This is a genomic window from Oryzihumus sp., assembly GCF_036391795.1.
Lineage (GTDB): Bacteria > Actinomycetota > Actinomycetes > Actinomycetales > Dermatophilaceae > Oryzihumus.
This window is the reverse complement of the sequence record NZ_DASVZH010000208.1, coordinates 1-21,959: the sequence shown is the minus strand read 5'-3', so window position 1 is coordinate 21,959 and position 21,959 is coordinate 1. Positions and strand designations below refer to the sequence as shown.

Genomic DNA, 21,959 nt, shown 5'->3' with positions numbered 1-21,959 from the left:
ACGTCGGGCGGGCCGGCGGGCGGGCCGGGACCGGCCGGCATACCGCTGGACCCGCTGCAGCGGGTCGGCCGACGTCGGGAACGGCCGCGGCCGGGCGAGCGGTGGGAGATGTGCGACGAGCCGGTCGGCGCCGGGCACGGGCACGTCGCGGACCTGGAGAACCACCGGCTGCTGTGCACCTGCCGGGGCTGCTACCTGCTCTTCACGGGCCGCGGCGCGGGCGGCCTGCGTTACCGGGCGGTGCCGACGCAGGTGCGCCGGGTGCCGGGGTTCGCGCTCACCCCGGCCGGCTGGGACCGGCTGCAGGTGCCGGTGGACCTGGCGTTCTTCTTCCGTCAGGGCGGGGTGGGGCACGTCGTCGGCTGCTACCCGGGGCCGGGCGGGGCGACCGAGTCGACGCTCGACCTCGACGCGTGGGCCGAGGTGGAGGCGGCCAACCCCGCGCTGGCCGAGGTGGCCGTCGACGTGGAGGCCGCGCTGGTGCGCCGGCACGAGGGGACGTTCGAGTGCTTCGTCGTGCCCATCGACGCCTGCTACGAGCTGGTCGGGCTGGTCCGCAGCCACTGGACCGGGTTCGCCGGCGGCGCCGAGGTCTGGGCACAGATCGAGGGGTTCTTCGACCGGCTGCGCGCTCGCAGCGCCGCGAGCCCGGGCGGCTGACGTGGCCGACCTCGAGCTCGCCTGCGTCGGCGCTGAAGCCGACCACCACGCCGCCGCACCGACGGTGAACCTGCGGCTGCGGGTCACTGAGACGACGGGCACCCCGGTGTATGCCGTGGCCCTGCGGGTCCAGATCCGGGTCGAGCCGCTGCGGCGGCGTTACGACGACACCGAGGCCGCCGGCCTGGTGGACCTCTTCGGCGAGCGGCGCCGCTGGGGGGAGACGCTCAAGCCGCTGCAGCTCGCGTTCGCCACCCAGATGGTGCCCGGCTTCACCGGCGCGACCGAGGTGGTGCTGCCGGTGCCGTGCAGCTACGACTTCGACGTCGCCGCGCACAAGTACCTCTACGCGCTGCGGGAGGGGTCGGTGCCGTTGCTGCTGCTGTTCACCGGGACGGTGTTCACCGGGGGGCCGGGTGGGGTCAGCGTGGAGCCGGTGCCGTGGCACAAGGAGGCCTCCTTCGCCCTGCCGGTCGCGGTGTGGCGGGAGGCGATGGACCTGCACTTCCCGGGCAGCGCCTGGCTGCGGCTGGGGCGGGAGACCTTCGACGCCCTGTACGCCTACCGGGCCACCCACGCCCTGACCACCTGGGACGAGGCAGTGGAGTGGTTGCTCAAGGAGGCGGACCGGTGACCACGTTCGAGCAGGTGCGCCCGCTCGCCGACGCCGTCCTCTACGAGGGCTACCTGCTCTACCCCTACCGGGCCGACGACCCGAAGAACCGCGTGCGCTGGCAGTTCGGCGTGCTCATGCCCCCCGGTGTCGTGGCCGCCGACCCCTCGGAGCGGTCCGGGACGCGCACCGACCTGCTGCTGGAGGGGCCCGACCCGCGGCTCGTGGTGCGGGCGCGGTTCCTGCAGGTGCAGCGTCGTGAGGTCCAGGCCCTGCGCGGTGGCTCATTCGTGGACGTGCCAGAGCTCGCCGTGGAGGACCGCAGGTGGCTGCCGTGGGACGAGGCCGTCGAGCGGGAGGTGGACCTCGAGCTGTCCCTGGCCGACCTGGCGAGCGGACCGCGGGAGCTGCCGGTCGCCATACCCCCAGGGGTGGACACCGAGCTGCTCCGCGGACCGGCCGGTCGGCCGGTCGGCCGGCTGCGGCGCACCCGTCTGCCCCTCACCGGGGTGCTCCGGGTCGCCGCGCACCCGCTGCCGGGGCCGTACGGCCTGACCCGGCTCGAGGTTCGGCTGGACAACACCACGGCCGCGGAGCCGGCGGGTCCCGAGCCGGGCCGGGAGGCGGCGCTGCGCCGGGCCCTGGTCGCCGCGCACCTGCTCGTGCGGGTGGACGGCGGCCGGCTGCTGTCGATGATGGACCCGCCCGAGTGGGCCCGCGCGTACGCTGCGAGCTGTCACCACGAGGGGACCTACCCCGTGCTCGTGGGAGACCCGGGGAGCAACGACATGGTGCTGGCCTCGCCGATCATCCTCTACGACCACCCGCAGGTGGCGCCCGAGAGCCCGGTCGCGTTCTACGACGCGACGGAGGTCGACGAGCTGCTCACGCTGCGGGCCCTGACCCTCACCGACGAGGAGCAGCGGACTGCCCGCAGTACCGATGCCCGCGCCGCCGCGCTGCTCGATGAGGTCAGCGGGATGCCCGCGGACGTCATGGACCGGCTGCACGGGGCGGTCCGCTACCTGCGGCAGGTCACCGGGCAGGCGGGGGTGGGCGATCCGGCGGCCGAGACGGCGACCGCAGAGGAGCTGCCGTGGTGGGACCCGGGGCGGGACGCGGCAGTGTCCCCGGAGACCGACGAGCTCGACGTGGGCGGGCGCAGCGTGCGCCGGGGCAGCCGGGTCCTGCTGCGCCCCGGGTCGCGCCCGGCCGACGCCCAGGACATGTTCCTGGCCGGGCGCACCGCCACCGTCGCCGCTGTCTTCCACGACGTCGACGGGGCCGACCACCTGGCCGTGGTGATCGAGGACGACCCCGCCCACGACCTGGTGCTCGCGCACGGCCGCTACCTGTACTTCTCGCCGGACGAGGTCGAGGTGCTGGAGGCGGCGCCGTGAACCGGGTGCTCGTCGCCGGCGTCGGCAACATCTTCCGCGGGGACGACGGGTTCGGCTCGGCCGTGATGGGGCGGCTGGCGGGGCACGCCTGGCCGGAGGGCGTGACCGCGAAGGACTTCGGCATCGGCGGGATCCACCTGGCCTACGAGCTGGTCGACGGGTGGGACGGCCTCGTCCTCGTCGACGCCGTCGACAGGGCGGCCGAGCCGGGGACCCTGTTCGTCATCGACCCCGACCTGGCCGCTGCCGAGGCGCCGCCGGTCTCGATGCTCGACGCCCACGACCTGGCCCCGCAGGCGGTGCTGGCCATGGTGCCGCGCCTCGGCGGCCGGCTCGGCCGGGTCCGCGTGGTCGGCTGCCAGCCCGCGTCCCTCGACGACGGGATGGGCCTGTCCGCGCCGGTCACCGCCGTGCTGGACGACGCCGCCGCGCTGGTCCTGCGGCTGGTCGAGGAGGCCGTGCTGGCGCCGGCCGAGGGTGAGGCGCCGGTCGGAGCACCCGTGGGCGCAGGGCCCGGCGGGACGGACCGGGAGGCACCGGAGAGGAGGCGATGACCATGCGATGGGTCATCCGGCTGGGTTTGCTCGTCGGGCTCGGCGTGGCCGTCCGGGCCGCGATGCCCGACATCCGGCGCTACCTGAAGATCCGCGCGATGTGAGGGGAAGCCGATGCACGAGATCGGGTTGTGTGAGGGCATCGTCGAGGCGGTGCTGCGGCGCGCCGACGGCCGGACCGTGACGGCCGTCTCGGTCCGGGCCGGGGTCCGGCAGCGGGTGGTGCTCGACTCGCTGCGTCAGGCCTTCGCCATGGTGGCCGCGGGCACGGTCGCCGCGGACGCGCGGGTCGACCTCGAGGTCGTGCCGGTGACGGTGGACTGCCGGACCTGCGGTGACGTGACCGAGTCGATGGACCCGTGGGCGGTGTGCCCGTCCTGCGGTGGAGAGGACGTCGAGGTCACCGGTGGGGACGAGCTGACCGTCGTCTCGGTGACGTTGCGCGGCCCGGTCACGGTCGCGGCCGGGCCGGGGGGCTGACCGTGTGCCTGGGGGTGCCCGGACGGGTCGTGCGACTCCACGCCGGAGGCGACCTGGCGGACGTCGACGTCGCCGGGGTGGTCCGGTCGGTCAACGTCGGGCTGCTGGAGCAGCCACCCGCCCCGGGCGAGCACATCCTCATCCACAGCGGCTTCGCGCTGGAGCGGATGACCGAGGAGGAGGCGCGGGACGCACTCGCGGTCTTCGGCGAGGAGGGAGGGCTCGATGTCCTCCACGGCTGAGCTGCGCGGCGCGCCTGGCCCGGTGCTGTTCGCAAGGTACGCGTTCCCGCCCAACTCGCACGGCTACTGCGGGCCGGCCGACAACGCCGCCTTCCTCGAGATGGGCAGTGCCGGCGTGGTCGACACGGAGATGCGGCTGATGGCCCGCCAGTTCGAGGGCGCATGGCCCTACCTCGAGCTCATCGCGGGGTCCGTCGGGATCCCCGACCCGCTCGACACGCGGGTCGTCGAGGCCTACTGGGTCGGCAACGGGCTGCTGCCGCGGGTGGGCACCGCCGTCGTCGGCGACTCCATGGAGGACCGGTTCCGGCACCGCGCCGGCCCGCGGTTCGCCAGCCTCACCGAGGGCGTGCTGGCCGGCGGGCTGCCCACGCACAGCTTCCACGTGTTCTGCATCTACCCCTGGATCGGGCTGCTCGGCGACGACCGCCGGCACCGGGCCGCGCTGACCGTCCTCGACCGGTGCCGGATCCGGTGGGGCCAGGTGCTCTCGGTCACCGGTGACCAGGCGGTCGTGCAGTCGCGGGCGCTCACCTGGGACGGCCGCCGCCTCGAGCTCGGCCCGCCCGGGGTGGAGACCGCCGTGTGGGCCCTCGACGGCGTCATGCTGGCGCCCGACCTGGTGCCGGGCGACTGGGTGGCGCTGCACTGGGAGTGGGTCTGCGACCGCCTCAGTGCCCGCCAGCTCGCCTCGGTGCAGCACTGGACCCGGCACCACCTGGCGATCGTCAACGACGGCGTCGCTCACCCCGGTCCGGCGGCGGTGCTCGGCTGAGGCGTCGCCCCGGTGCGGTCGGCGGCAGCCGGCAGCACCCAGCGGTGCAGCAGCCGCCAGGGCAGCGGCTGGCCGACCGACCGCACGCTGTGCCCCGGCTCGCGCAGGAGCAGGACGCCCCCGACGGTCTCCACCAGCAGGTCGGTCCACGGCCCGCGATAGCGGAGAGCCACCAGCCGTCCGGGCTCCGGGCCGCCCGCGGCCGCCCACTCCGGCCGGACGAGGACCCGCCCCTCCGGCAGGTCCAGCACCGCGCCCGGACCGGTGAGCCGCGCCGCCCACTCGTGGACCGGGCGGTCGTACACCTCCTGCGGGGTCCCGACCTGCACCACCCGGCCGGCGTCGAGCAGGGCCACCCGGTCGGCCAGCGCCAGCGCCTCGGCGGCGTCGTGGGAGGAGTAGACCGCGGCCGCACCCGTCGCCCGCTGTCGCTCGGCCATCTCCTGCAGGAACACGTCCCGCACGTGCATGTCCAGGTGCGCCGTGGGCTCGTCGAAGAGGTACAGCGAGGCGCCGCGCGCCAGGGCCCGGGCCAGCCCCACCCGCTGCTGCTCCCCGCCGGAGAGCTCCGCCGGGCGCCGCGCGGACAGGTGCCCCACGTGCAGCCGCTCCAGCAGCTCGGCCGCCTGGCGCCGCGCGACCTCGCGGGGCACGCCCCGGCGCCGCAGCGGGTAGGCCACGGTGTCCGCCGCGCTCAGGTGCGGCCACAGGGCGTTCTGCTGGAACACCACCGCGACGTCGCGGCGCTCCGGCGGCAGCGTCCGTCCCGAGCCGGCGACCTCCCGCCCGTCGAGAAGCACCGTGCCCGAGCACGGCTGGACGAACCCGGCGACGGTGTCCAGCAGGGTCGACTTGCCCGACCCGGACGGACCCAGCAGCGCCAGCACCTCCCCGGTGGCGACGTGCAGGTCGACCCCCCGCAGCGCGGGGACCCCGTCGTGCTCCACCACGAGGTCGCGGACCTCCAGGCTGCATCCGCGGGTGCTCCGGCCCGGGGGCGGCTCACCACGCACGGTGCACCCCCACCGCGTCCGCGGGCGTGCGGAGGCCTGCAGACGGCATACGCAGGTGTCGCACCAGCAGCCACACCAGCAGGCCGGGCACGAGCAGCAGCAGCGTCAGCAGCACCGACAGGGCGGCGGTGTCGCCGATGCCGCCGAGCTCCTCGGCGTTGAGGACCACGACGGCCACCGTGGTGCTGCCCGGGCCGTAGAGCAGGCTGGACATCGTCACCTCGTGCAGAGCGGTCACCAGGCAGATGACCCAGGCGGTGAGCAGGGCCGGGGCGAGGGGGCGCAGGGCCACGGTGCGCACGGCCGTCAGGGGTCCGGCGCCGAAGGCGCGGGCCGCGCGCACGTGCTGGGCCGGCAGCCGGTCGACGGCTCCGGAGAGCGGCCGGTGGGCGAACGCCCAGAGCTTGGCCAGGTAGGCCAGCAGGATCAGGGCGAGCGTGCCCCCCAGCCACCGCCCGTAGGTGATCAGCAGGGCGACCGCGACGGTGGAGCCGGGCAGCACCAGGGTGAGCGTGACGACGGTGGCGAGGGGTCGCCCGCCGTGGCGGCGCTCCAGGACGGCGACGGCGCCGCCGAGCAGCGTGAGGACGGTAGCGGCGGTGCAGCCCAGGAGCAGGCTGCGCCCGACCGCGGCCAGGGTGTCCGGGCCGGTGACCGAGCGGAAGTGGTCCAGGGTCCAGTTCGCCGGTGTCGGCGGGAGGCCGACGGCACGGGTGACCGAGGCGGCGAGCAGCGCCAGGAGCGGCAGCGCGAGGCCCAGCAGCAGCCAGCCGGCGAGCGCCGCGGCGACCACGCGTCCGGCCGTCCGGGACCCCGGCGGGGGTGGGTCGGGAGCCGCAGCAGTGCCCTGGCGACGGGCCCGCAGGCGGGGCGCCAGGACGAGGTCGGCCGGTGCGAGGACCGCAGCAGCGAGCACGACCAGCAGCAGCGCCAGCGCGATCGCCTCGGTGAAGGCCGCGGGGTCGGCGCCCAGGGCGAGGTCGGAGTAGATCCGGGTGGTCACCGTCGTGAACGAGGCCGGGGTGCCCATCACCTGGGGGACGGCGAAGCTCTCCAGCGTGACGACGAAGACCAGCACCGCCGCGGCGCCGATGCTGGGGCGCAGGAGCGGCAGGGTGACCGTGCGCAGCGTGGTCAGCTCCCCCGCCCCGCTCGCCCGGGCGGCGCGGGCCAGGTCGGGCTCCGCCCCCGAGGCCAGCCCCGCAGCGGTGACGACGTAGACGATCGGCACGGCGGTGACGACGAGGACGACCACGACACCCGGCGCGCCGAGCAGCGCCGGCCAGTGCAGGCCCAGCAGCTCGTCGGTCAGGCCGGCACGGCCGTAGGCCTGGGTCCAGCTGTAACCCAGGACGAACGGGGGCAACAGCACGGGCAGCACCATCGCGACCTGCCAGAACCGTCGGGCCGGCACCGTCGTGTGGGTCAGGCCGAGCGCCGCGGCGGTGCCGACCGGGGTGGCGACCACGGTGACCAGGACGGCGAGCAGCAGCGTCCGCCCGACGGTGGCGGTCAGGTCGGGGGAGCGGGCCATGGCGGTGAGGGCCTCGCGGCCGCCCTGTGCCACGGTCTGCGCGAGGCGGGCGAGGGGCAGCACGACGAGGGCCAGCACGGCCAGCAGGACCAGCGCGGCCAGGCCGCCCGGGGCCGACGGGGTGCGGAGCCGGCCGGTGGGGCTCATCCGCCGAGGGCCGCCCTGTAGGCCGCCAGCAGTGCCGCGGTCCGGCCAGCGAGGGCGGTCCAGTCCGGCGAGACGACCCCGGCACCGGCCGGCAGCGGCGGACCGCTGACGCCGGGCCGGGTCGGGTAGGCACCGGTCGCGGCCAGGGCGCGCTGGCCCGGCTCGCTCACGAGGTACTCCACGAAGGCCCGCGCCGTGGCCGGGTGGGCCGAGGTCCGGGACACCGCCACCGGCCCCCAGACCGCGATGGCGCCGGGCCGGGGCCAGACCACGTCCAGCGGGGAGCCGGCCTTCTTCGCCGCGTTGGCCGAGCTGGAGATGGTGACCCCCGCTCGGTAGATGCCCTGGGCCACCCCGGTCGTGACGTCGTCGGGGGTCTTGACGGTGACCGCCCCGTTGGCGTGCAGGGCCCTCAGGAAGCCGGGGCCGAGGGAGGGGGTCTGGACGAACCAGCCGACCGCGCCGAGGGCGGATGCGGCGAACGCGGGGTCCGGCAGGGCGACCGCCTTGCGGAACGCCGGACCGGTGAGGTCCCCCCACGCCTCCGGCGCCGGCGTGCCGTGGCGGTGCACCGCGACGACGTAGAGCAGTGCGGCGCCCACCGCGTCGGCGGTGCGGTAGGCGGCCGGCAGCGCGGCGGCGCCGGCCGGGGTCCAGCCGCCGACGAGGTGCTGGCGCACGTAGCCCTGCATGGTCAGCGGGTCACAGGCCCAGACGACGTCCGCCCGGAGCCCGCCGGAGCGCACGTCGCCGGCGACGCGCGCGTTGAGCTGCCCGGTCGGTGCGCGGAACACCTGCACCGTGACCCCGGGGTGGCTGCGGGTGAAGCCGGCCACCACCGCCTTCTGGGTCGCGTCGGTGACACAGGTGTAGAGCGTCAGCCTGGTCGAGGCCGGGGCCGCGCGGCCCGAGGCGTTGCCACCGCAGCCGGCCGCGACCAGCGCCAGCAGCGCGAGGCCCGCCATCCAGGTGGTCCCGGCGCGTGGCCGCCCGGTCATGGCTCAGCCCTCCGGAGGCAGTGGCCCGAGGATCCACGAGCGGGGGGCGGCCGCCCTGACGCTGCCGACCGCCACCGGTGGCGCAGCCTCGGGTCGCGGGTAGGCCGCGGTGTCCGGGGACCAGCTGCCGGGATCCTCGGTCAGGCCGAGCAGCCAGGTGACCGAGCAGTCCAGGACCTGGGCCAGCTCGGGCAGCTTGGCCAGGTCGAGCCCGGTGCCGTGCTCCAGGCTGCTGACCGCCTTGTTGGTGGTCATGACGCCGAGCCGGGCCAGTCGGCTGACCACCTGCTTCTGGGTCAGGCCGAGGGCCCGCCGGCGGAGCCGGAGCCGCTGGCTCACGACCATGTGCCGGTTCGAACCGAGGTCGCCGGGTGCACCCATGACCAACTCCCCGCCCGTCTTCCCCTGGGGACATTTCAGTCTCGACCCGCTCGGGGAGTCCGTCAATCAGCGAATGACGGTCAGACGGGAGTGGCGTCCTCCGGCGGCGCCGCGTCCATGTCGGCGAGGGCGTGGACCTCGTAGGTGGCGTAGTTGAACACCGGTGCGAGGCCGAGGAGCTGCTCGAACTCCTCGTGCGAGTCGACGTCGTAGACCCACGCGCCGCCGTGGCTGCCGACGACGTGGTAGCGGGCGAGGACCTTGCCCTGCGCCTCCAGCCGCTGCCCGTAGGCCGGCATCCGGCCGATGGCCCGGGCCAGCTCGCCGGAGACCAGGGCCAGGTCGATCCGCCAGAGCACCAGGAACTTCACGCCCGGTCCCTCACGGGTGCAGCCCCGCGGCCAGCGCCTCGCCCACGACCAGGCCGAACGGGAGGTCGCCGCACGCCGTGAGGTGCAGGCCGGGCACCGTGGCGCCCTCCCACAGCCGGGCCAGCGGCAGCGAGCGCAGCAGGTCGCCGGTCACCACACCGGGGGCGGAGGAGACCAGCACCCGGCCCTCGCGGCTGACGAAGGCCGCAGGCCCGTCGACGAGGTCGAGCCAGCCCTCGGCCAGCTGCTCGACATGGCGCACGTAGACGTCACAGCCGACGACCCCGGCCAGCGTCTCGCCGCGGTGCACCGGCGTGGTGAAGGTCAGGGTGTACTCGTCGGTGCACAGGTAGTCGACGTACGGCCCGGTGATGTGCCGTCGCCCGGTCGTCGCCGGCACCGCGAACCACGGCAGGGTCGTCCAGTCGCGGAAGGTGTCGCCGGCCGGGTCGGTCTCGACGACCAGCCGCTGCGGTGTCTCGCCCGGCTCGTCGGCGGTCCACCACTCCAGCCAGTACGCCGTGTCGTCCAGGGCCGCGGGTGCGGCCACGAAGCCGGCACCCACCACGGCGAGGTCGGTGTCGGCGAGCAGCCGGGTGGCCACGGGGGCGACCAGGCGCGCCATACCGGCCCTCGTCGGCTCCTCGGCGAGGGCCCGCCGGGTCGCGGCCTGGAGCGGCGCGAGGCCGGCGAAGTGGTCCTCGGCCCAGGCGAGGAGCGCGCCGGCGGCGTGAGCGGGGCCGTGAGCGGCCGTCGGGGCGAGGCTCATGGTCTCCACGGTAGGTCCGGCGACGCTCATGCGCGTCGTCCTCGTGCCTGACGTCGCAGGCTGAGGGCCAGGCCGACCGCGTCGGCGACGTGCGCCTCGGCCAGGGCCCGTGCCCGGTCGGCGTGGCCGCGGCTGATCGCCCGGGTGAGCGTGCGGTGCGCGGTGCAGGCCGACGCGTGGGCGTCGCCGTCGTCGAGCGCGAGCCACAGCAGCGGGCCGACCTCGGTCTGCAGCCGGATCTCCTCGCGGGTCAGGCGGGGGGACTGGGCGGCGGCGGCGACCTCGACGTGGAACTGGCCCTCGGCCCGTCGGCGCTCGCGGGCGGTGGTGGCGTTGTCGAGGTCCTTCATGGCCTCCTCGAGCCGGGCGAGGTCGTCGGGGGCGGCCCGTTCGGCGGCGAGGCGGGCCGCCGAGCCGGACAGGGCGGCGTAGTGGTCGCCGAGGTCGCGCAGGTCGCGCGGGGACACCTCCTCCAACCGGGCCAGCAGGGCCGAGGCGGCCGGGTCGGCTGGGGCGGTGACGAAGCTGCCGCCTCCCCGACCGCGGCGGGTCTCCACCAGCCCGCGGTGACGCAGCGTGGTCAGCGCCTCGCGCACGGTGACCGTGGCGACGCCGAAGCGGGCGGCCAGGTCGGCCTCGCTGGGGAGCTGGGCGGCGTCGGGCAGCAGGCCGAGCGCGATGGCGTCGGACAGGCGCCGGGCGACGATCTCGGCGCGGCTCTCCTGGACGAGGGGGGCGAAGACGGCGCTGCGGGCGCGCTGGCTCAGGTGCATGGCCTCCGGCACGTTGCGTCCTCCTCACCTCGCCGCGGTCCCCCGAAGGGTAGGCGACCGGTCGCGGGTCACGGTGTGGTCACTCGCCCTTTCGACCCTTGTGCAATGACCTATGAAGTCATACGTTAAGCGCCACGTCCAGACCCTGTGGACCGGTTCCCGCGTGTCCCCCACCTCGCACAGGAGCTCACCGATGGCGCAACCAGCGACGCCCGGACAGCAGACCCGGTCGGCGGTGGCCGCCCCAGCCATCCGTCTCGAGGCGGTGCGCAAGTCCTTCGGCGAGGTGGACGCGGTGCGCGGGGTGGACCTCGACATCGCCGACGGCGAGTTCTTCTCGATGCTCGGCCCGTCCGGCTCGGGCAAGACCACGGTGCTGCGGATGATCGCCGGGTTCGAGGCGCCGACTGGCGGTCGGATCGTGCTCGCTGGCCAGGACGTGACGCGGGTGCCGCCGTTCGACCGTGACGTCAACACGGTCTTCCAGGACTACGCGCTCTTCCCGCACATGTCGCTGGAGCAGAACGTCGCCTACGGTCTGCGGGTCAAGGGCGTGGGCCGCGCGGAGCGGCACCGGCGGGCCAACGAGGCGCTCGAGCGGGTGCAGCTGCCCGGCTTCGGCGCGCGGCGCCCGTCCCAGCTCTCTGGTGGCCAGCGCCAGCGCGTGGCGCTCGCCCGTGCCCTGGTCAACGAGCCCAAGGTGCTCCTGCTCGACGAGCCCCTCGGCGCGCTCGACCTCAAGCTGCGCCAGCAGATGCAGGTCGAGCTCAAGGCGATCCAGCGCGACGTCGGCATCACGTTCGTCTTCGTCACCCACGACCAGGAGGAGGCGCTGACCATGAGTGACCGGATCGCCGTCTTCAACAACGGCCTGGTCGAGCAGGTCGGCACCGCCACCGAGGTCTACGAGCAGCCGAGGACCCCGTTCGTCGCCGGGTTCGTCGGCACGACCAACCTCGTCGACGGCTCCGCGGCCGAGCGCCTGTTCGGCCAGCCGGGCACCTGGAGCATCCGCCCGGAGCGGGTGCGCGTGGTCGACCCCTCCACCGGGGCCGGCCCGACCGAGCGGACCGTCGACGGCACCGTGCGCGAGGTGGTCTACCTGGGTTCGGCCATCCGGCTGCTCGTGGACACCCCGGCCGGCACCTCCCTGGTGGCCACCCAGCCCAACCTGGCGACCGCACACACCCAGCTCGACGACTGGCTCGGCCGCCCGGTCCGCCTCGTCTGGCACCAGGACCACGCCCACCGCGTCGGCGTGGCCTGACCCCTCCCGTCACCACCCGGAACACCTTGGAGGTCACCATGTTCAAGCCCCGACCGCTCGCGGCGGCCGTCGCCGCCGTCGGTGCGCTCGCGCTGGCGGCGTGCGGCTCGTCCACCAGTGGTGGCAGCAGCGCCGGCGGCTCCACCCGTCAGCCCCCGCCCAAGGTCGCCATGGCCCAGAAGGTCGGGCCCGGCGAGGGCCAGCTCAACGTCGTGGCCTGGGCGGGCTACGCTGAGGACGGCTCCAACGACCCCACCCAGGACTGGGTGCACCCGTTCCAGAAGGCCACCGGGTGCCAGGTCAACGTCAAGGTCGCCAACACCTCCGACGAGATGGTCACCCTGATGCACACCGGGGACTACGACGTGGTCTCCGCCTCCGGCGACGCCACGCTGCGGATGATCTACGCCGGCGACGTCGCCCCCGTGAACACCGCGCTGGTGCCCAACTACGCGACGATCTTCCCGTTCCTCAAGGACCGGGACTGGAACTCGGTCGAGGTCAACGGCAAGCGCCAGATGTACGGCATCCCGCACGGCTGGGGCGCCAACCTGCTGATGTGGAACGAGAGCGTGGTCAAGACCCCGCCGACGTCCTGGGGTGCGGTCTTCGACCCGAAGTCGCCGTACAAGGGCAAGATCACGGCCTACGACTCGCCGATCTACATCGCCGACGCCGCGCTGTACCTCATGAAGACCAAGCCCGACCTGGGGATCAAGAACCCGTTCGCGCTGGATGACACGCAGTTCAAGGCGGCGGTGGACCTGCTCAAGGCCCAGCGCCCGATCATCGGGGAGTACTGGGCCGACTACACCAAGGAGGTCCAGGCCTTCGAGTCCGGCACCTCGGTGATCGGCACGACCTGGCAGGTCATCACGAACCTCATCCAGGCCGACAAGAAGGTCAAGGTCAAGGCGATCGTGCCGACCGAGAACTCCACCGGCTGGTCGGACACGTGGATGGTCTCCTCGAAGTCCAAGCACCCTAACTGCTCCTACGAGTGGATGAACTACATCGTCTCGCCCAAGGTCAACGCCCAGGTCGCGGCCTGGTTCGGTGAGGCGCCGGCCCAGTCCGGGGCGTGCACCCAGCCCGGCATGCAGGAGCACTGCGCGACGTACCACGCCGCGGACAAGGCCTACTCGGACAACATCTACTACTGGACCACGCCGACGAAGGCCTGCCTGGACGGGCGCACCAACGTGACCTGCGTCGACTACAGCAAGTGGACCCAGGCCTGGACCGAGATCAAGGGCTGACCGCGTGCCGGGTCGTTCCGTCTCCCGGGTGCTCCACCAGCACCCGTGGCTCCGGCTGGGAGGGCTGCTCTCCCTGCCGGGGCTGTGGCTGGTGGTCGCCTACCTCGGGTCGCTCGCGGCCATGTTCGTCACCGCGGTCTGGACGACCGACACCTTCACCGGCGACATCATCCGGCAGTTCACCTGGGAGAACTTCCAGACGCTGCTGACGGACTCGGTCTACCGCCACATCGCGCTGCGCAGCCTGGGCGTGGCGGCCGCGGTGACCGTGGTCGACGCGCTCATCGCGCTGCCGATCGCGTTCTACATGGCCAAGGTCGCCGGCCGGCGCACGCGTCAGGTCATGGTCGTGGCCATCCTGACGCCGCTGTGGGCCAGCTACCTGGTCAAGGCGTACTCGTGGCGGATCATGCTCGGCGACAACGGGGCGATCAACTGGGCCCTCGGCCCGTTCGGCCTCCACGGACCCGGCTACGGCCTCTTCGCCACGACGCTGACCCTGGCCTACCTGTGGCTGCCGTTCATGATCCTGCCGGTCTACGCCGGCCTGGAGCGGGTGCCCGACTCCCTGCTGGAGGCCTCGAGCGACCTCGGGGCCCCGGCCGGGCGGACGTTCCGCGCGATCGTCCTGCCGCTGCTGTTCCCGGCGCTGGTGGCCGGGTCGATCTTCACCTTCTCGCTCAGCCTGGGCGACTACATCACCGTCAAGATCGTCGGCGGTGCGACCCAGCTGTTCGCCAACGTCATCTACGACAACATCGTGACCGCCAACAACCTGCCGTTCGCCGCCGCGGCCGCGACGTTCCCGGTGCTGGCCATGGTCATCTACCTGCTGCTGGTCCGCCGCACCGGCGCGCTGGACAACCTGTGAGGGGCGTGCCGTGATCCTGTCCACCCGTGCCCGGACCCTGCTGCGCGTCGCCGTGGTGCTCGGGCTCGCCGTGATCTACGTGCCGCTGCTCGTGGTGCTGGTCAACAGCTTCAACACCTCGCGCACCTTCGGCTGGCCGCCCTCGGGGTTCACCCTCGAGTGGTGGCAGCGCGCCGCGGCCAGCGAGGGCGTCCTGCGGGCGGTGGGCACGAGCATCCGGGCCGGCCTCGGCGCCACGGCGATCGCCCTGGTGCTGGGGACGATGGCGGCGTTCGCGGTGCAGCGGTTCCGCTTCTTCGGCCGCGAGTCGGTCTCGTTCCTGGTGCTGCTGCCGATCGCCCTGCCGGGCATCGTCACCGGTATCGCGCTGAACAACGCCTTCCGCTCCCTGCTCGGCGGGCTCAGCCTGACCACGGTGATCATCGGCCACGCGACGTTCTGCATCGTCGTGGTCTACAACAACGTCCTCGCCCGGCTCCGCCGCACCGGCACGTCGCTGGAGGAGGCGTCGGCCGACCTCGGTGCCGGCATCTTCCAGACGTTCCGGCTGGTCACCCTGCCGGTGATCCGTTCGGCGCTGCTGGCCGGCGGGCTGCTGGCGTTCGCCCTGTCCTTCGACGAGATCATCGTGACCACGTTCACCGCCAGCCCCGGCGTGCAGACCCTGCCCCTGTGGATCTTCGGCAACCTGTTCCGCCCCAACCAGGCGCCGGTGGTCAACGTCGTGGCGGCCGTGCTCATCGTCGCCTCGTTCGTGCCGGTCTACCTCGTGCAGCGCATCGGCGGCGGGGAGAGCGCCGGCGGCCGCCTCTGACCAACCCCACGTCCACGACCGAACACCGCTCGGCCCGCGTTTCGGCCCCGATCGGGGCCGGTTTCGCGGGTCAAGGCGTGTCCGGTGCCGCAGACGCCGGTATGCCGTGTGGCGGGCTAGCGGACCCGCCATCCCTTCGCCGGTGGCGGGGGAGGGGACATCCCGGGGTCGGCGTCGGTGAACGGGCGGGTCGTCTGGACCATCCGCGCCAGCTCGGCCGCCCCGCGCACGCCGGCCGGGAACGGCATCCGGCGCACCCGGCGCAGCAGCTCGTCCTCGTCGAGCGGCGCGCGTCCGGCGACCAGCACCGTGTTGCCGAACCGCCGGCCCTTGAGCACCTCGACGCTGGCGACCAGGGCCAGGTGCGGCAGGCTCGCCCGGGCCGCGGCGGCCACCCTGGCGACGTAGCGCATCCCGGGCTCGTCCGCGAGGTTGGCCAGCAGCAGGCCGCTGGGCTTGAGCACCCGGGCCACGTCGGCCAGGAACTCGCTCGTGGTGAGCTCGGCCGGGACCCGGCCCGCGGCATACGCATCGAGGACCACCACGTCCGCGCTGGCGTCGGCGAGCTGCCCGACCCCGGTGCGGCCGTCCAGCGGCCGCACCCGGATGCGGTGCCGCCGGGGGAGGGGGAGCTCGCGGCGCACCGCCTCCGTCAGCGTGGTGTGCGGCTCGAGCACGATCTGCGGGGAGCCGGGGCGCTCGGCGTCGACCCAGCGGGCCAGGGTCAGCCCGCCGCCGCCGACGTGGGTCACGCCGAGCGGTCCGGGCGGCAGCGTCTGCAGCACGCACGCGAAGTACTGCACGTAGTCGAAGACGAGGTGCGTCGGGTCGGCGGGGTCGACGTGCGACTGCGGGGTGTCGCCGAGCATGACGGTCACGCCGCCGCGCCCGTCGTCGTCCGGGACGAACCCGACGTGTTCCTCAGCGGTCACGTCGCCCCGCAGACCCGACCGAGCGCACCAGTTCCGTCGAATGGTGGCCCGTTGAGCCCCCAGACGACGGAACTCGTGCGTTCGGTGCCGTGAGTCACAGGCTCGAGGTCACGGGCGCAGCATCGTCTTGATGGCGCGCCGCTCGTGCATCGCGGCGTAGCCCTCGGCGACCTCGGAGAGCGGGATCTCGAGGTCGAAGACGAGGCCGGGGTTGATCGCGCCGGAGAGCACGTCGTCGCGCAGCTGCGGGAGGTACTCGCGCACCGGGGCGATGCCACCGGCGAGGCCGACGTTGCGCACGAACATGTCGCGCAGCGGCAGCTCGATGCCGTGCGGCACGCCGACGTAGCCGACGGTGGCGCCCGGGCGGGCCACCGCGATCGCGGTCTTCATGGCCTGGTCGGTGCCGACGCACTCCAGCACCGCGTCCGCGCCGACGCCCTTGGTCAGCTCGAGCACCGCGGCGATGCCCTCCTCGCCGCGCTCGGCGATGACGTCGGTGGCGCCGAACTCGCGCGCAATGGTCTGGCGGGCGGCGTGCCGGGACATGGCCACGACGCGGTCGGCGCCCATGCGGTGGGCGGCGAGGACGCCGGACAGGCCGACGGCGCCGTCACCCACGACGACGACCGTGTCGCCCGCCGAGACCTGCGCGGCGACCGCGGCGTGCCAGCCGGTGCCCATGACGTCGGACAGGGTCAGCAGCGAGGCGACCATCGACTCGTCGGGGACCTCGGGGGTCGCGACCAGGGTGCCGTCGGCCAGCGGCACGCGGACGACCTCGCCCTGTCCGCCGTCGACCAGGCCGCCGTCGCGGTCGGGCCCGCCCCAGAAGCCGCCGGTCGAGCAGGCGGACTGGATGCCGTTCTGGCAGTGCGGGCAGGTGTTGTCGGAGTACATGAACGGCGCGATGACGAAGTCACCCGGCGCGACCGAGGTGACCGACGCGCCGACCTCCTCGACGATGCCGACGAACTCGTGGCCGATCCGCGAGCCCTCGGTGATCGGGTTCTCGCCGCGGTAGGGCCACAGGTCGGAGCCGCAGATGCACGAGGCGGTGACGCGCACGATGGCGTCGGTCGGTGCGAGCAGGGTGGGCTCGGGCACGTCGGAGAGTCGGATGTCGAACGGGGCGTGGATCGTCGTGGCCTTCACAACCCGACAGCATCCGTGGCGAGGCGGACCCGATGCAAATGCGACGATGCGCGCATGCCACCTCGTCGTCGCATCCCACCCCCCGACGGACTGCAGGCGCTGGAGGTATGGCGCGCCGACCCCTCCGCCGCGGACCGCGCCACCGTGGCCACCGCGGTCCGGTTCACCCTGGAGGAGCTGGCCGCCCGCGCACCGGGGCGGACGCTGGAGGTCCGCGTCCCGCCATACGGGGCGGTGCAGTGCATCGAGGGGCCGACGCACACCCGCGGCACCCCGCCGAACGTCATCGAGACCGACGCGCCGACCTGGCTGGCGCTGGTGACCGGCGAGCTGGGCTGGGCTGAGGCGGAGTCCGGCGGCAGCGTCCGCGCCAGCGGCCAGCGGGCAGACCTGTCCCACCTGCTCCCACTCGTCGGCGGCGCCTGAGCCGCCGGGCACACTGGGGCCCATGCGTTTCGGTCTGACGATCCTGCCCGAGCACCGGTGGAGCGACGCCGCGGCGAGGTGGCGGCAGGCCGACGAATGGGGCTTCGACCACGCCTGGACCTACGACCACCTCACGTGGGCGGGGCTGCCGGACGAGCCGTGGTTCGGCACGACGCCGACACTGACCGCCGCGGCGATGGTCACCGAGCGGGTCCGGCTCGGCACGTTCGTCGCCTCGCCGAACTACCGCCACCCGGTGACGTTCATGCGCGACCTGCTCGCCCTCGACGACGTCTCCGGTGGCCGCGTCATCGCCGGCCTGGGCACCGGCGGTGACCTCGACTCGCGCATCCTCGGCGACCCGGGGCTGAGCGTGAAGCAGCGGGTCGACCGGTTCGAGGAGTTCGTGACCCTGCTCGACCGGGTGCTCACGCAGGACCACGTCGACCACGACGGCGAGTACTTCCGGGCCCGGGACGCCCGCAGCCTGCCCGGGTGCGTGCAGCAGCCGCGGATCCCGTTCGTGATGGCCGCCAACGGGCCCCGCTCGCTGCGGCTGGCGGCACGGTTCGGCGCCGGCTGGGTCACCACTGGCCCGAACGCGGACTCGCTGGACGAGTGGTTCGCCGCCGTGGCTGCCCTCTCGGAGCGGCTCACGCAGACCCTGGCCGACGCCGGCCGTGACGGCACGGGGTTCGCCCGCTATCTCAACCTCGACTCCTCGCCGCAGTTCTCGATGGAGAGCGCCGGCGCGTTCGAGGACCTGGTCGGCCGTGCCGCCGAGCTGGGCTTCACCGACGTGATCAGCCACTGGCCGCGGCCCGAGGGCGTGTATGCCGGTCGGCCCGCCGTGCTCGAGCAGGTCGCCACCGAGGTCATCCCCCGCCTGCGCCGCGACCTGCCCTGAGCTCCACCCGCCGAGCCACGCGCCCACTCACGCGCCGGGCTGGACGTTGGTGCCCCTTCAGCGGCGCCGAAGCGGCACCAACGTCCAGCTCGGCGGGATCAGGCGCGGGTTCAGACGCCGTCGGGTCAGGCGAAGGGGAACAGCGCGATCGGGGCGGTGGTCGGCTTGTCGGAGCCACCGGCGGGCTCGACGGTGATGCCCGCGGCGACCGCCTGGGCGGCATCGCCGTCGAGCACCATGCTCACCTGCTTCTGGCTGCCCTCGGGCATGAGGCCGGCCTTGACCATGGTTCCGTCCTTGTGCTGCAGCCAGACCTCGTAGACGTGGCCGGCCGGTGCCGCGGGCATGTTGTCGGCGACGATGACCGCCTTGCGCAGGCTCGGCGAGCGCACGATGGTCGCCCGGGCCCCGTCGAGGGTCTTGGCGAAGCGCTGGGCGTCGGCGGCGGCCAGGACGCGCTGGGTGGCGTCGAGCGGGGTGCCGGAGTGCTGCCACGGCTGCCACACCACGGCCAGGGCGAGCAGGGCCGCGGCAGCGACCCCGATCAGCCACCGGGCCGGCGTGGCGAGGCGACGGCCCCGCCGCTGCGCGAGCTCGTCGGGGGCCGCGGCGGAGGCGGCCGGGACGTCCGGCGCCGGGTTGACGGGCTCCTTGGCCTCGGTCACCGGGGGCTCGGGCACCGGCACCATGACCACGGCGGGCTCGGCGAGCTGGAGGGCGCCCTCGGGCTGGTCGACGACCGGCGGCAGGGGGCGCACGGAGGAGATGTCCCGCAGCACGGCGGCGCGCAGGGACGGCGGAGGCGTGACCTCGGTCAGGCCGGCGAGCTCGCCGGCGGCGGCGCGCAGGGTGGCGACCTCGTCGCGACACTGGCTGCACACGGCGAGGTGCTTCTCGAACGCGACCCGCTCCTCGCCCTCGACCGCGTCGACGGCGTAGGCGCCGGACAGGCCGTGGATGTCGTCGTTCATGACTCGAGTCCTAGCGTGTCGCGCAGACGGATCAGGCCATCGCGGATGCGGGTCTTGGCCGTGCCGACAGGTAGTTCCAGCATGGCTGCCACCTCCCGATGTGTGTAGCCCCCGAAGTAGGCCAGCTCGAGCGCTCCTCGCTGGGCCTCGGTGAGCGTGTCCAGTGCCCGGCGCACGCGTTGGGCGTCCAGGCGGCGATGGGCCTCCTCGCTGGTGGCGTCGTAGGCGGGGGACTGGTTGCGGGCCTCGTACGCCGCATCGCGTCGTCCCGCGGCCTCGGCCGACCGGACCCGGTCGACCGCCTTGCGGTGGGCGATGGTGAGCATCCAGGACAGCGCCGACCCGCGGTCTGCGTCGAACCGGGCGCTCATCCGCCAGATCTCCAGGAACACGTCCTGGGTGACCTCCTCGGCCTGCGCGCGGTCACGGACCACGCGCAGGACGAGGCCGAACAGACGGGCGGAGGTCGCGTCATACAGCCGGGTGAAGGCCTTCTCGTCCCCGAGCGAGCACCCCTTGAGCATCTCCGCGAGGTCGGCGGACCGGGCCTCGCCCGGGCCGCCGGCGGGCACACCGGAACCCCCGAGCGACGGATCGACCGGAGGGACCAGTGCCATGTGGACCATGATGCTCTACCCCTGCAAACCGCTCAGGCCTTGGGGACCAGCACGTTGTCGATGATGTAGACCGTCGCGTTGGCCGTCGGCACGTTGCCGCAGATGACCTTGGCGTTGCCGTCGACAGTGAAGGTCTGGCCGGAGCCGGCCACCGTGATCGAGCCGCCACCCAGCGTCTTGTGCGTGCCCGCCAGCTGCTCGGGGGTGAGCTTGCCGGCCACGACGTGGTTGGTCAGCACCTTGGTCAGCAGGCCCTTGGGGTCGGACAGCGCCTTGTCGAGGGTGGCCTTGTCGAGCTTGCCGAAGGCGTCGTTGGTCGGGGCGAAGACGGTGATGCCCTGCGCGGAGTTCAGCGTGTCGACCAGGCCGGCCTTCTTGACGGCGGTGACCAGCGTGGACAGCAGCGGGTTGTTGCTCGCGGCCGTGGCGACCGGGTCGGTGGCCATGCCGTTGAAGCTGCCCTTGCCGTCCTTCGGCACCGCCGAGCAGCTGGCGCCGAAGACCATGGCCGAGGCGTCGCTGGAGGACGAGGACATCGTGTCCGAGGGGCTCGAGGTCATCGAGTCGGAGGACGTCGAGGACGAGGAGCTGCTGGCCGCGTCGGTGCCGCTGTTGCCACAGGCGGCCAGGCCGAGCGGGAGGGCGAGGGCGAGGCCGGCGATGGCGCCGGCGCGACGGATTGTCATGAGTGATCTCCTAGGTTCCGATGTCCTGCTTGCACCAGTAGTTCGGCGCTGACCTGCGGTTGGATTGGTTTGATTCGCAAGAGTTTTCACTGATCTCGTCACGGCTCAGCCGACCAGGACGATGACTTCCTGGATGCCGCTGGAGCCGCTGGGGAACGGCGTGGCGCGCTGGTCGGTCTGCACCGCACCGCTGCGGTCGATGGCGCGGGCGCGCAGCTGGTGACGGCCGGAGGTGGCCTTCCACGGCAGGTACCACTGGCGCCAGTAGTCGAGGCCCACGTCGGGCCCGAGCGTGGCCCTCTGCCACCGACCGCCGTCGATGCTGACCTCGACACCGGCGACACCGCGGTGCTGCGCCCAGGCCACGCCACCGATGGCGGTCGTGCCGGCCTGGATGGTCGACAGCGGTCGCGGGGTGTCGATGCGGGCCGACGTCTTGATCGGGGCGTCGGTCGCCCAGTTGCGCCGGGTCCAGTAGGCCTGGTCCTTCGCGTACGTCGTGGCGGTGAGCTGCGTCAGCCACTTGGTGGCACCGACGAAGCCGTACAGCCCCGGGGTGACGAGACGGGCCGGGAAGCCGTGCTTGTCCGGCAGCGGCGCGCCGTTCATGCCGACCGCCACCAGGGCGTCGCGCCCGTCGCGGACGACCGTCATCGGGGTGCCGATGGTGAACCCGTCGACCGCGGTGCTCAGCAGCTGGTCCGCGTCCCCGTGGACGCCGGCCCGCTCGAGCAGGTCGGACAGGCGCACGCCGAGCCAGCGGGCCGCCCCGACGTAGCCGCCGCCGACCTCGTTGCTGACGCACGTCATCGTGATGTCGCGCTCGATGAGCGGCATCGCCAGCAGGTCGCGGTAGCTGAAGGTCAGCTCGTGGTCGACCATCCCGGTGACCCGCAGCCGCCAGCGGTCGGCGCTCACCCTCGGCACGACGAGGTTGGTGTCGACCCGGTAGAACGCGGCGTTGGAGGTGCGCAGTGGCGAGATGCCGTCGACCGTCCTCTCAAGGCCCGCTGGGAAGGCGGGGGCCGGGCCCCGGGGCGCGGGCAGTGCCGTGACCCCGCTGCCGCCGGAGCCGGCCAGCTTCTGGCCCAGGGCGGCGACACCGACGGCTCCCACCGCCACCCCGGTGGCGCCGAGGAGGAAGGTGCGCCGGCTGTCGCCGGCGGTCGGGTATGCCGTGAGTGCCAGCCCGCTGCGGGCCGCGCCTCCGGCGACCAGCCGGAACAGCAGCACCAGCACGCCCAGGCCGACCACGACTGCGGTCATTCCCGGGAGCGCATCCGCCGGGGCGGCCACGGGACGGGTCAGCGCCGCGGCGGTGGCCAGGCCCCCCAGCACCACGAC

The 21,959-nt window shown here is 73.8% G+C and carries 27 protein-coding genes; 14 read left to right on the top strand and 13 right to left on the bottom strand.

The window, feature by feature from the left end:
- The 8 genes from VF825_RS12965 to VF825_RS12935 all read left to right on the top strand — a co-directional run.
- Positions 1 to 660, top strand: a 660-nt coding sequence (locus tag VF825_RS12965) for a DUF5947 family protein (protein WP_331113924.1), incomplete at its 5' end; no start/stop codon positions are given.
- A 1-nt stretch (position 661) separates the two neighbouring features.
- The gene (locus VF825_RS12960; protein WP_331113922.1) at positions 662 to 1,294 is read left to right on the top strand and encodes a DUF6084 family protein; all 633 of its coding nucleotides are present in this window, start codon (positions 662 to 664) and stop codon (positions 1,292 to 1,294) included.
- Positions 1,291 to 2,673 carry a hypothetical protein gene (locus VF825_RS12955; protein ID WP_331113920.1) on the top strand — a complete coding sequence of 461 codons (1,383 nt, stop codon included), beginning with the start codon at positions 1,291 to 1,293 and terminating at the stop codon, positions 2,671 to 2,673. The genes VF825_RS12960 and VF825_RS12955 overlap by 4 nt, the downstream gene beginning before the upstream one ends.
- A complete protein-coding gene (locus VF825_RS12950; RefSeq protein ID WP_331113918.1) occupies positions 2,670 to 3,227 on the top strand; it encodes a hydrogenase maturation protease in 558 nt (185 codons plus the stop codon). Before VF825_RS12955 ends, VF825_RS12950 begins: the two co-directional genes overlap by 4 nt.
- On the top strand, positions 3,224 to 3,331 hold the full coding sequence (locus VF825_RS20105) for a DUF6893 family small protein (protein ID WP_414695848.1): 108 nt from the start codon (positions 3,224 to 3,226) through the stop codon (positions 3,329 to 3,331). Before VF825_RS12950 ends, VF825_RS20105 begins: the two co-directional genes overlap by 4 nt.
- Before the next feature lie 10 nt (positions 3,332 to 3,341).
- Positions 3,342 to 3,707 carry a hydrogenase maturation nickel metallochaperone HypA gene (locus tag VF825_RS12945; RefSeq protein ID WP_331113916.1) on the top strand — a complete coding sequence of 122 codons (366 nt, stop codon included), beginning with the start codon at positions 3,342 to 3,344 and terminating at the stop codon, positions 3,705 to 3,707.
- Between the two features lie 2 nt (positions 3,708 to 3,709).
- Positions 3,710 to 3,949, top strand: coding sequence for a HypC/HybG/HupF family hydrogenase formation chaperone (locus VF825_RS12940; RefSeq protein WP_331113914.1), 240 nt, complete (start codon positions 3,710 to 3,712; stop codon positions 3,947 to 3,949).
- On the top strand, positions 3,933 to 4,724 hold the full coding sequence (locus tag VF825_RS12935) for a DUF6390 family protein (protein ID WP_331113912.1): 792 nt from the start codon (positions 3,933 to 3,935) through the stop codon (positions 4,722 to 4,724). The genes VF825_RS12940 and VF825_RS12935 overlap by 17 nt, the downstream gene beginning before the upstream one ends.
- On the opposite strand, the gene VF825_RS12930 is transcribed toward VF825_RS12935, so the two are convergent.
- The 7 genes from VF825_RS12930 to VF825_RS12900 form a co-directional block, all read right to left on the bottom strand.
- Positions 4,694 to 5,737 (bottom strand): ABC transporter ATP-binding protein, encoded by a 1,044-nt coding sequence (locus VF825_RS12930; RefSeq protein ID WP_331113910.1) that lies wholly within the window; start codon positions 5,735 to 5,737, stop codon positions 4,694 to 4,696. The two genes, VF825_RS12935 and VF825_RS12930, sit on opposite strands and share 31 nt — an antisense overlap.
- A complete protein-coding gene (locus VF825_RS12925) occupies positions 5,727 to 7,418 on the bottom strand; it encodes an ABC transporter permease (RefSeq protein WP_331113908.1) in 1,692 nt (563 codons plus the stop codon). Before VF825_RS12925 ends, VF825_RS12930 begins: the two co-directional genes overlap by 11 nt.
- A complete protein-coding gene (locus VF825_RS12920; RefSeq protein WP_331113906.1) occupies positions 7,415 to 8,416 on the bottom strand; it encodes an extracellular solute-binding protein in 1,002 nt (333 codons plus the stop codon). Before VF825_RS12920 ends, VF825_RS12925 begins: the two co-directional genes overlap by 4 nt.
- Positions 8,417 to 8,419: 3 nt before the next feature.
- Entirely contained in the window at positions 8,420 to 8,797 is a 378-nt protein-coding gene (locus VF825_RS12915; protein WP_331113904.1) for a hypothetical protein, read from the bottom strand.
- A gap of 80 nt (positions 8,798 to 8,877) precedes the next feature.
- Positions 8,878 to 9,168 (bottom strand): muconolactone Delta-isomerase family protein, encoded by a 291-nt coding sequence (locus tag VF825_RS12910; protein WP_331113902.1) that lies wholly within the window; start codon positions 9,166 to 9,168, stop codon positions 8,878 to 8,880.
- A gap of 10 nt (positions 9,169 to 9,178) precedes the next feature.
- Positions 9,179 to 9,937 carry a cache domain-containing protein gene (locus VF825_RS12905; RefSeq protein ID WP_331113900.1) on the bottom strand — a complete coding sequence of 253 codons (759 nt, stop codon included), beginning with the start codon at positions 9,935 to 9,937 and terminating at the stop codon, positions 9,179 to 9,181.
- Between the two features lie 26 nt (positions 9,938 to 9,963).
- A complete protein-coding gene (locus VF825_RS12900) occupies positions 9,964 to 10,722 on the bottom strand; it encodes a FadR/GntR family transcriptional regulator (protein WP_331113898.1) in 759 nt (252 codons plus the stop codon).
- Between the two features lie 181 nt (positions 10,723 to 10,903).
- On the opposite strand from VF825_RS12900, the gene VF825_RS12895 reads away from it, so the two are divergent.
- Genes VF825_RS12895 through VF825_RS12880 form a run of 4 tightly spaced genes read left to right on the top strand, consistent with a single transcriptional unit; the run spans position 10,904 to position 14,921 of the window.
- Positions 10,904 to 11,977, top strand: a complete 1,074-nt coding sequence (locus VF825_RS12895; protein WP_331113896.1) for an ABC transporter ATP-binding protein — start codon at positions 10,904 to 10,906, stop codon at positions 11,975 to 11,977.
- A 38-nt stretch (positions 11,978 to 12,015) separates the two neighbouring features.
- Entirely contained in the window at positions 12,016 to 13,236 is a 1,221-nt protein-coding gene (locus VF825_RS12890; protein WP_331113894.1) for an ABC transporter substrate-binding protein, read from the top strand.
- A 4-nt stretch (positions 13,237 to 13,240) separates the two neighbouring features.
- The gene (locus tag VF825_RS12885; RefSeq protein WP_331113892.1) at positions 13,241 to 14,107 is read left to right on the top strand and encodes an ABC transporter permease; all 867 of its coding nucleotides are present in this window, start codon (positions 13,241 to 13,243) and stop codon (positions 14,105 to 14,107) included.
- A 10-nt stretch (positions 14,108 to 14,117) separates the two neighbouring features.
- Complete coding sequence (locus tag VF825_RS12880) at positions 14,118 to 14,921, top strand: ABC transporter permease (protein WP_331113890.1); 804 nt, start codon at positions 14,118 to 14,120, stop codon at positions 14,919 to 14,921.
- A 116-nt stretch (positions 14,922 to 15,037) separates the two neighbouring features.
- Here the strand turns inward: VF825_RS12880 and VF825_RS12875 are convergent, their stop codons facing one another.
- Both VF825_RS12875 and VF825_RS12870 read right to left on the bottom strand, forming a co-directional pair.
- Positions 15,038 to 15,853: a fused MFS/spermidine synthase gene (locus tag VF825_RS12875; protein ID WP_331113888.1), complete on the bottom strand. Its 816-nt coding sequence runs from the start codon at positions 15,851 to 15,853 to the stop codon at positions 15,038 to 15,040.
- Positions 15,854 to 15,961: 108 nt separating this feature from the next.
- The gene (locus VF825_RS12870; protein WP_331113886.1) at positions 15,962 to 17,008 is read right to left on the bottom strand and encodes a zinc-dependent alcohol dehydrogenase family protein; all 1,047 of its coding nucleotides are present in this window, start codon (positions 17,006 to 17,008) and stop codon (positions 15,962 to 15,964) included.
- A 54-nt stretch (positions 17,009 to 17,062) separates the two neighbouring features.
- Here VF825_RS12870 and VF825_RS12865 point away from each other — a divergent pair, with 54 nt between their 5' ends.
- Together VF825_RS12865 and VF825_RS12860 are read left to right on the top strand one after the other, a co-directional pair.
- Positions 17,063 to 17,434, top strand: a complete 372-nt coding sequence (locus tag VF825_RS12865) for a sterol carrier family protein (protein WP_331113884.1) — start codon at positions 17,063 to 17,065, stop codon at positions 17,432 to 17,434.
- 22 nt (positions 17,435 to 17,456) lie between these two features.
- Positions 17,457 to 18,341, top strand: coding sequence for an LLM class flavin-dependent oxidoreductase (locus tag VF825_RS12860; protein WP_331113882.1), 885 nt, complete (start codon positions 17,457 to 17,459; stop codon positions 18,339 to 18,341).
- A gap of 125 nt (positions 18,342 to 18,466) precedes the next feature.
- On the opposite strand, the gene VF825_RS12855 is transcribed toward VF825_RS12860, so the two are convergent.
- The 4 genes from VF825_RS12855 to VF825_RS12840 all read right to left on the bottom strand — a co-directional run.
- On the bottom strand, positions 18,467 to 19,312 hold the full coding sequence (locus tag VF825_RS12855; RefSeq protein WP_331113880.1) for an anti-sigma factor: 846 nt from the start codon (positions 19,310 to 19,312) through the stop codon (positions 18,467 to 18,469).
- Positions 19,309 to 19,929 carry an ECF RNA polymerase sigma factor SigK gene (sigK, locus tag VF825_RS12850; RefSeq protein ID WP_414695846.1) on the bottom strand — a complete coding sequence of 207 codons (621 nt, stop codon included), beginning with the start codon at positions 19,927 to 19,929 and terminating at the stop codon, positions 19,309 to 19,311. The genes VF825_RS12855 and sigK overlap by 4 nt, the downstream gene beginning before the upstream one ends.
- A 32-nt stretch (positions 19,930 to 19,961) precedes the next feature.
- Entirely contained in the window at positions 19,962 to 20,615 is a 654-nt protein-coding gene (locus VF825_RS12845; protein ID WP_331113877.1) for a fasciclin domain-containing protein, read from the bottom strand.
- 105 nt (positions 20,616 to 20,720) lie between these two features.
- Positions 20,721 to 21,959 (bottom strand): molybdopterin-dependent oxidoreductase (locus VF825_RS12840; protein ID WP_331113875.1); only part of this gene is annotated, 1,239 nt, incomplete at its 5' end.

What these genes read in the sequence shown, in the direction of transcription:
- VF825_RS12865 (WP_331113884.1), top strand. Translation starts at nt 17,063, where the DNA reads ATGCCACCTCGTCGTCGCATCCCACCCCCCGACGGACTGCAGGCGCTG.
- VF825_RS12845 (WP_331113877.1), bottom strand. Translation starts at nt 20,615, where the DNA reads ATGACAATCCGTCGCGCCGGCGCCATCGCCGGCCTCGCCCTCGCCCTC.
- sigK (WP_414695846.1), bottom strand. Translation starts at nt 19,929, where the DNA reads ATGGCACTGGTCCCTCCGGTCGATCCGTCGCTCGGGGGTTCCGGTGTG.
- VF825_RS12855 (WP_331113880.1), bottom strand. Translation starts at nt 19,312, where the DNA reads ATGAACGACGACATCCACGGCCTGTCCGGCGCCTACGCCGTCGACGCG.
- VF825_RS12895 (WP_331113896.1), top strand. Translation starts at nt 10,904, where the DNA reads ATGGCGCAACCAGCGACGCCCGGACAGCAGACCCGGTCGGCGGTGGCC.
- VF825_RS20105 (WP_414695848.1), top strand. Translation starts at nt 3,224, where the DNA reads ATGACCATGCGATGGGTCATCCGGCTGGGTTTGCTCGTCGGGCTCGGC.
- VF825_RS12925 (WP_331113908.1), bottom strand. Translation starts at nt 7,418, where the DNA reads ATGAGCCCCACCGGCCGGCTCCGCACCCCGTCGGCCCCGGGCGGCCTG.
- VF825_RS12915 (WP_331113904.1), bottom strand. Translation starts at nt 8,797, where the DNA reads ATGGGTGCACCCGGCGACCTCGGTTCGAACCGGCACATGGTCGTGAGC.
- VF825_RS12935 (WP_331113912.1), top strand. Translation starts at nt 3,933, where the DNA reads ATGTCCTCCACGGCTGAGCTGCGCGGCGCGCCTGGCCCGGTGCTGTTC.
- VF825_RS12945 (WP_331113916.1), top strand. Translation starts at nt 3,342, where the DNA reads ATGCACGAGATCGGGTTGTGTGAGGGCATCGTCGAGGCGGTGCTGCGG.
- VF825_RS12860 (WP_331113882.1), top strand. Translation starts at nt 17,457, where the DNA reads ATGCGTTTCGGTCTGACGATCCTGCCCGAGCACCGGTGGAGCGACGCC.
- VF825_RS12905 (WP_331113900.1), bottom strand. Translation starts at nt 9,937, where the DNA reads ATGAGCCTCGCCCCGACGGCCGCTCACGGCCCCGCTCACGCCGCCGGC.
- VF825_RS12920 (WP_331113906.1), bottom strand. Translation starts at nt 8,416, where the DNA reads ATGACCGGGCGGCCACGCGCCGGGACCACCTGGATGGCGGGCCTCGCG.
- VF825_RS12890 (WP_331113894.1), top strand. Translation starts at nt 12,016, where the DNA reads ATGTTCAAGCCCCGACCGCTCGCGGCGGCCGTCGCCGCCGTCGGTGCG.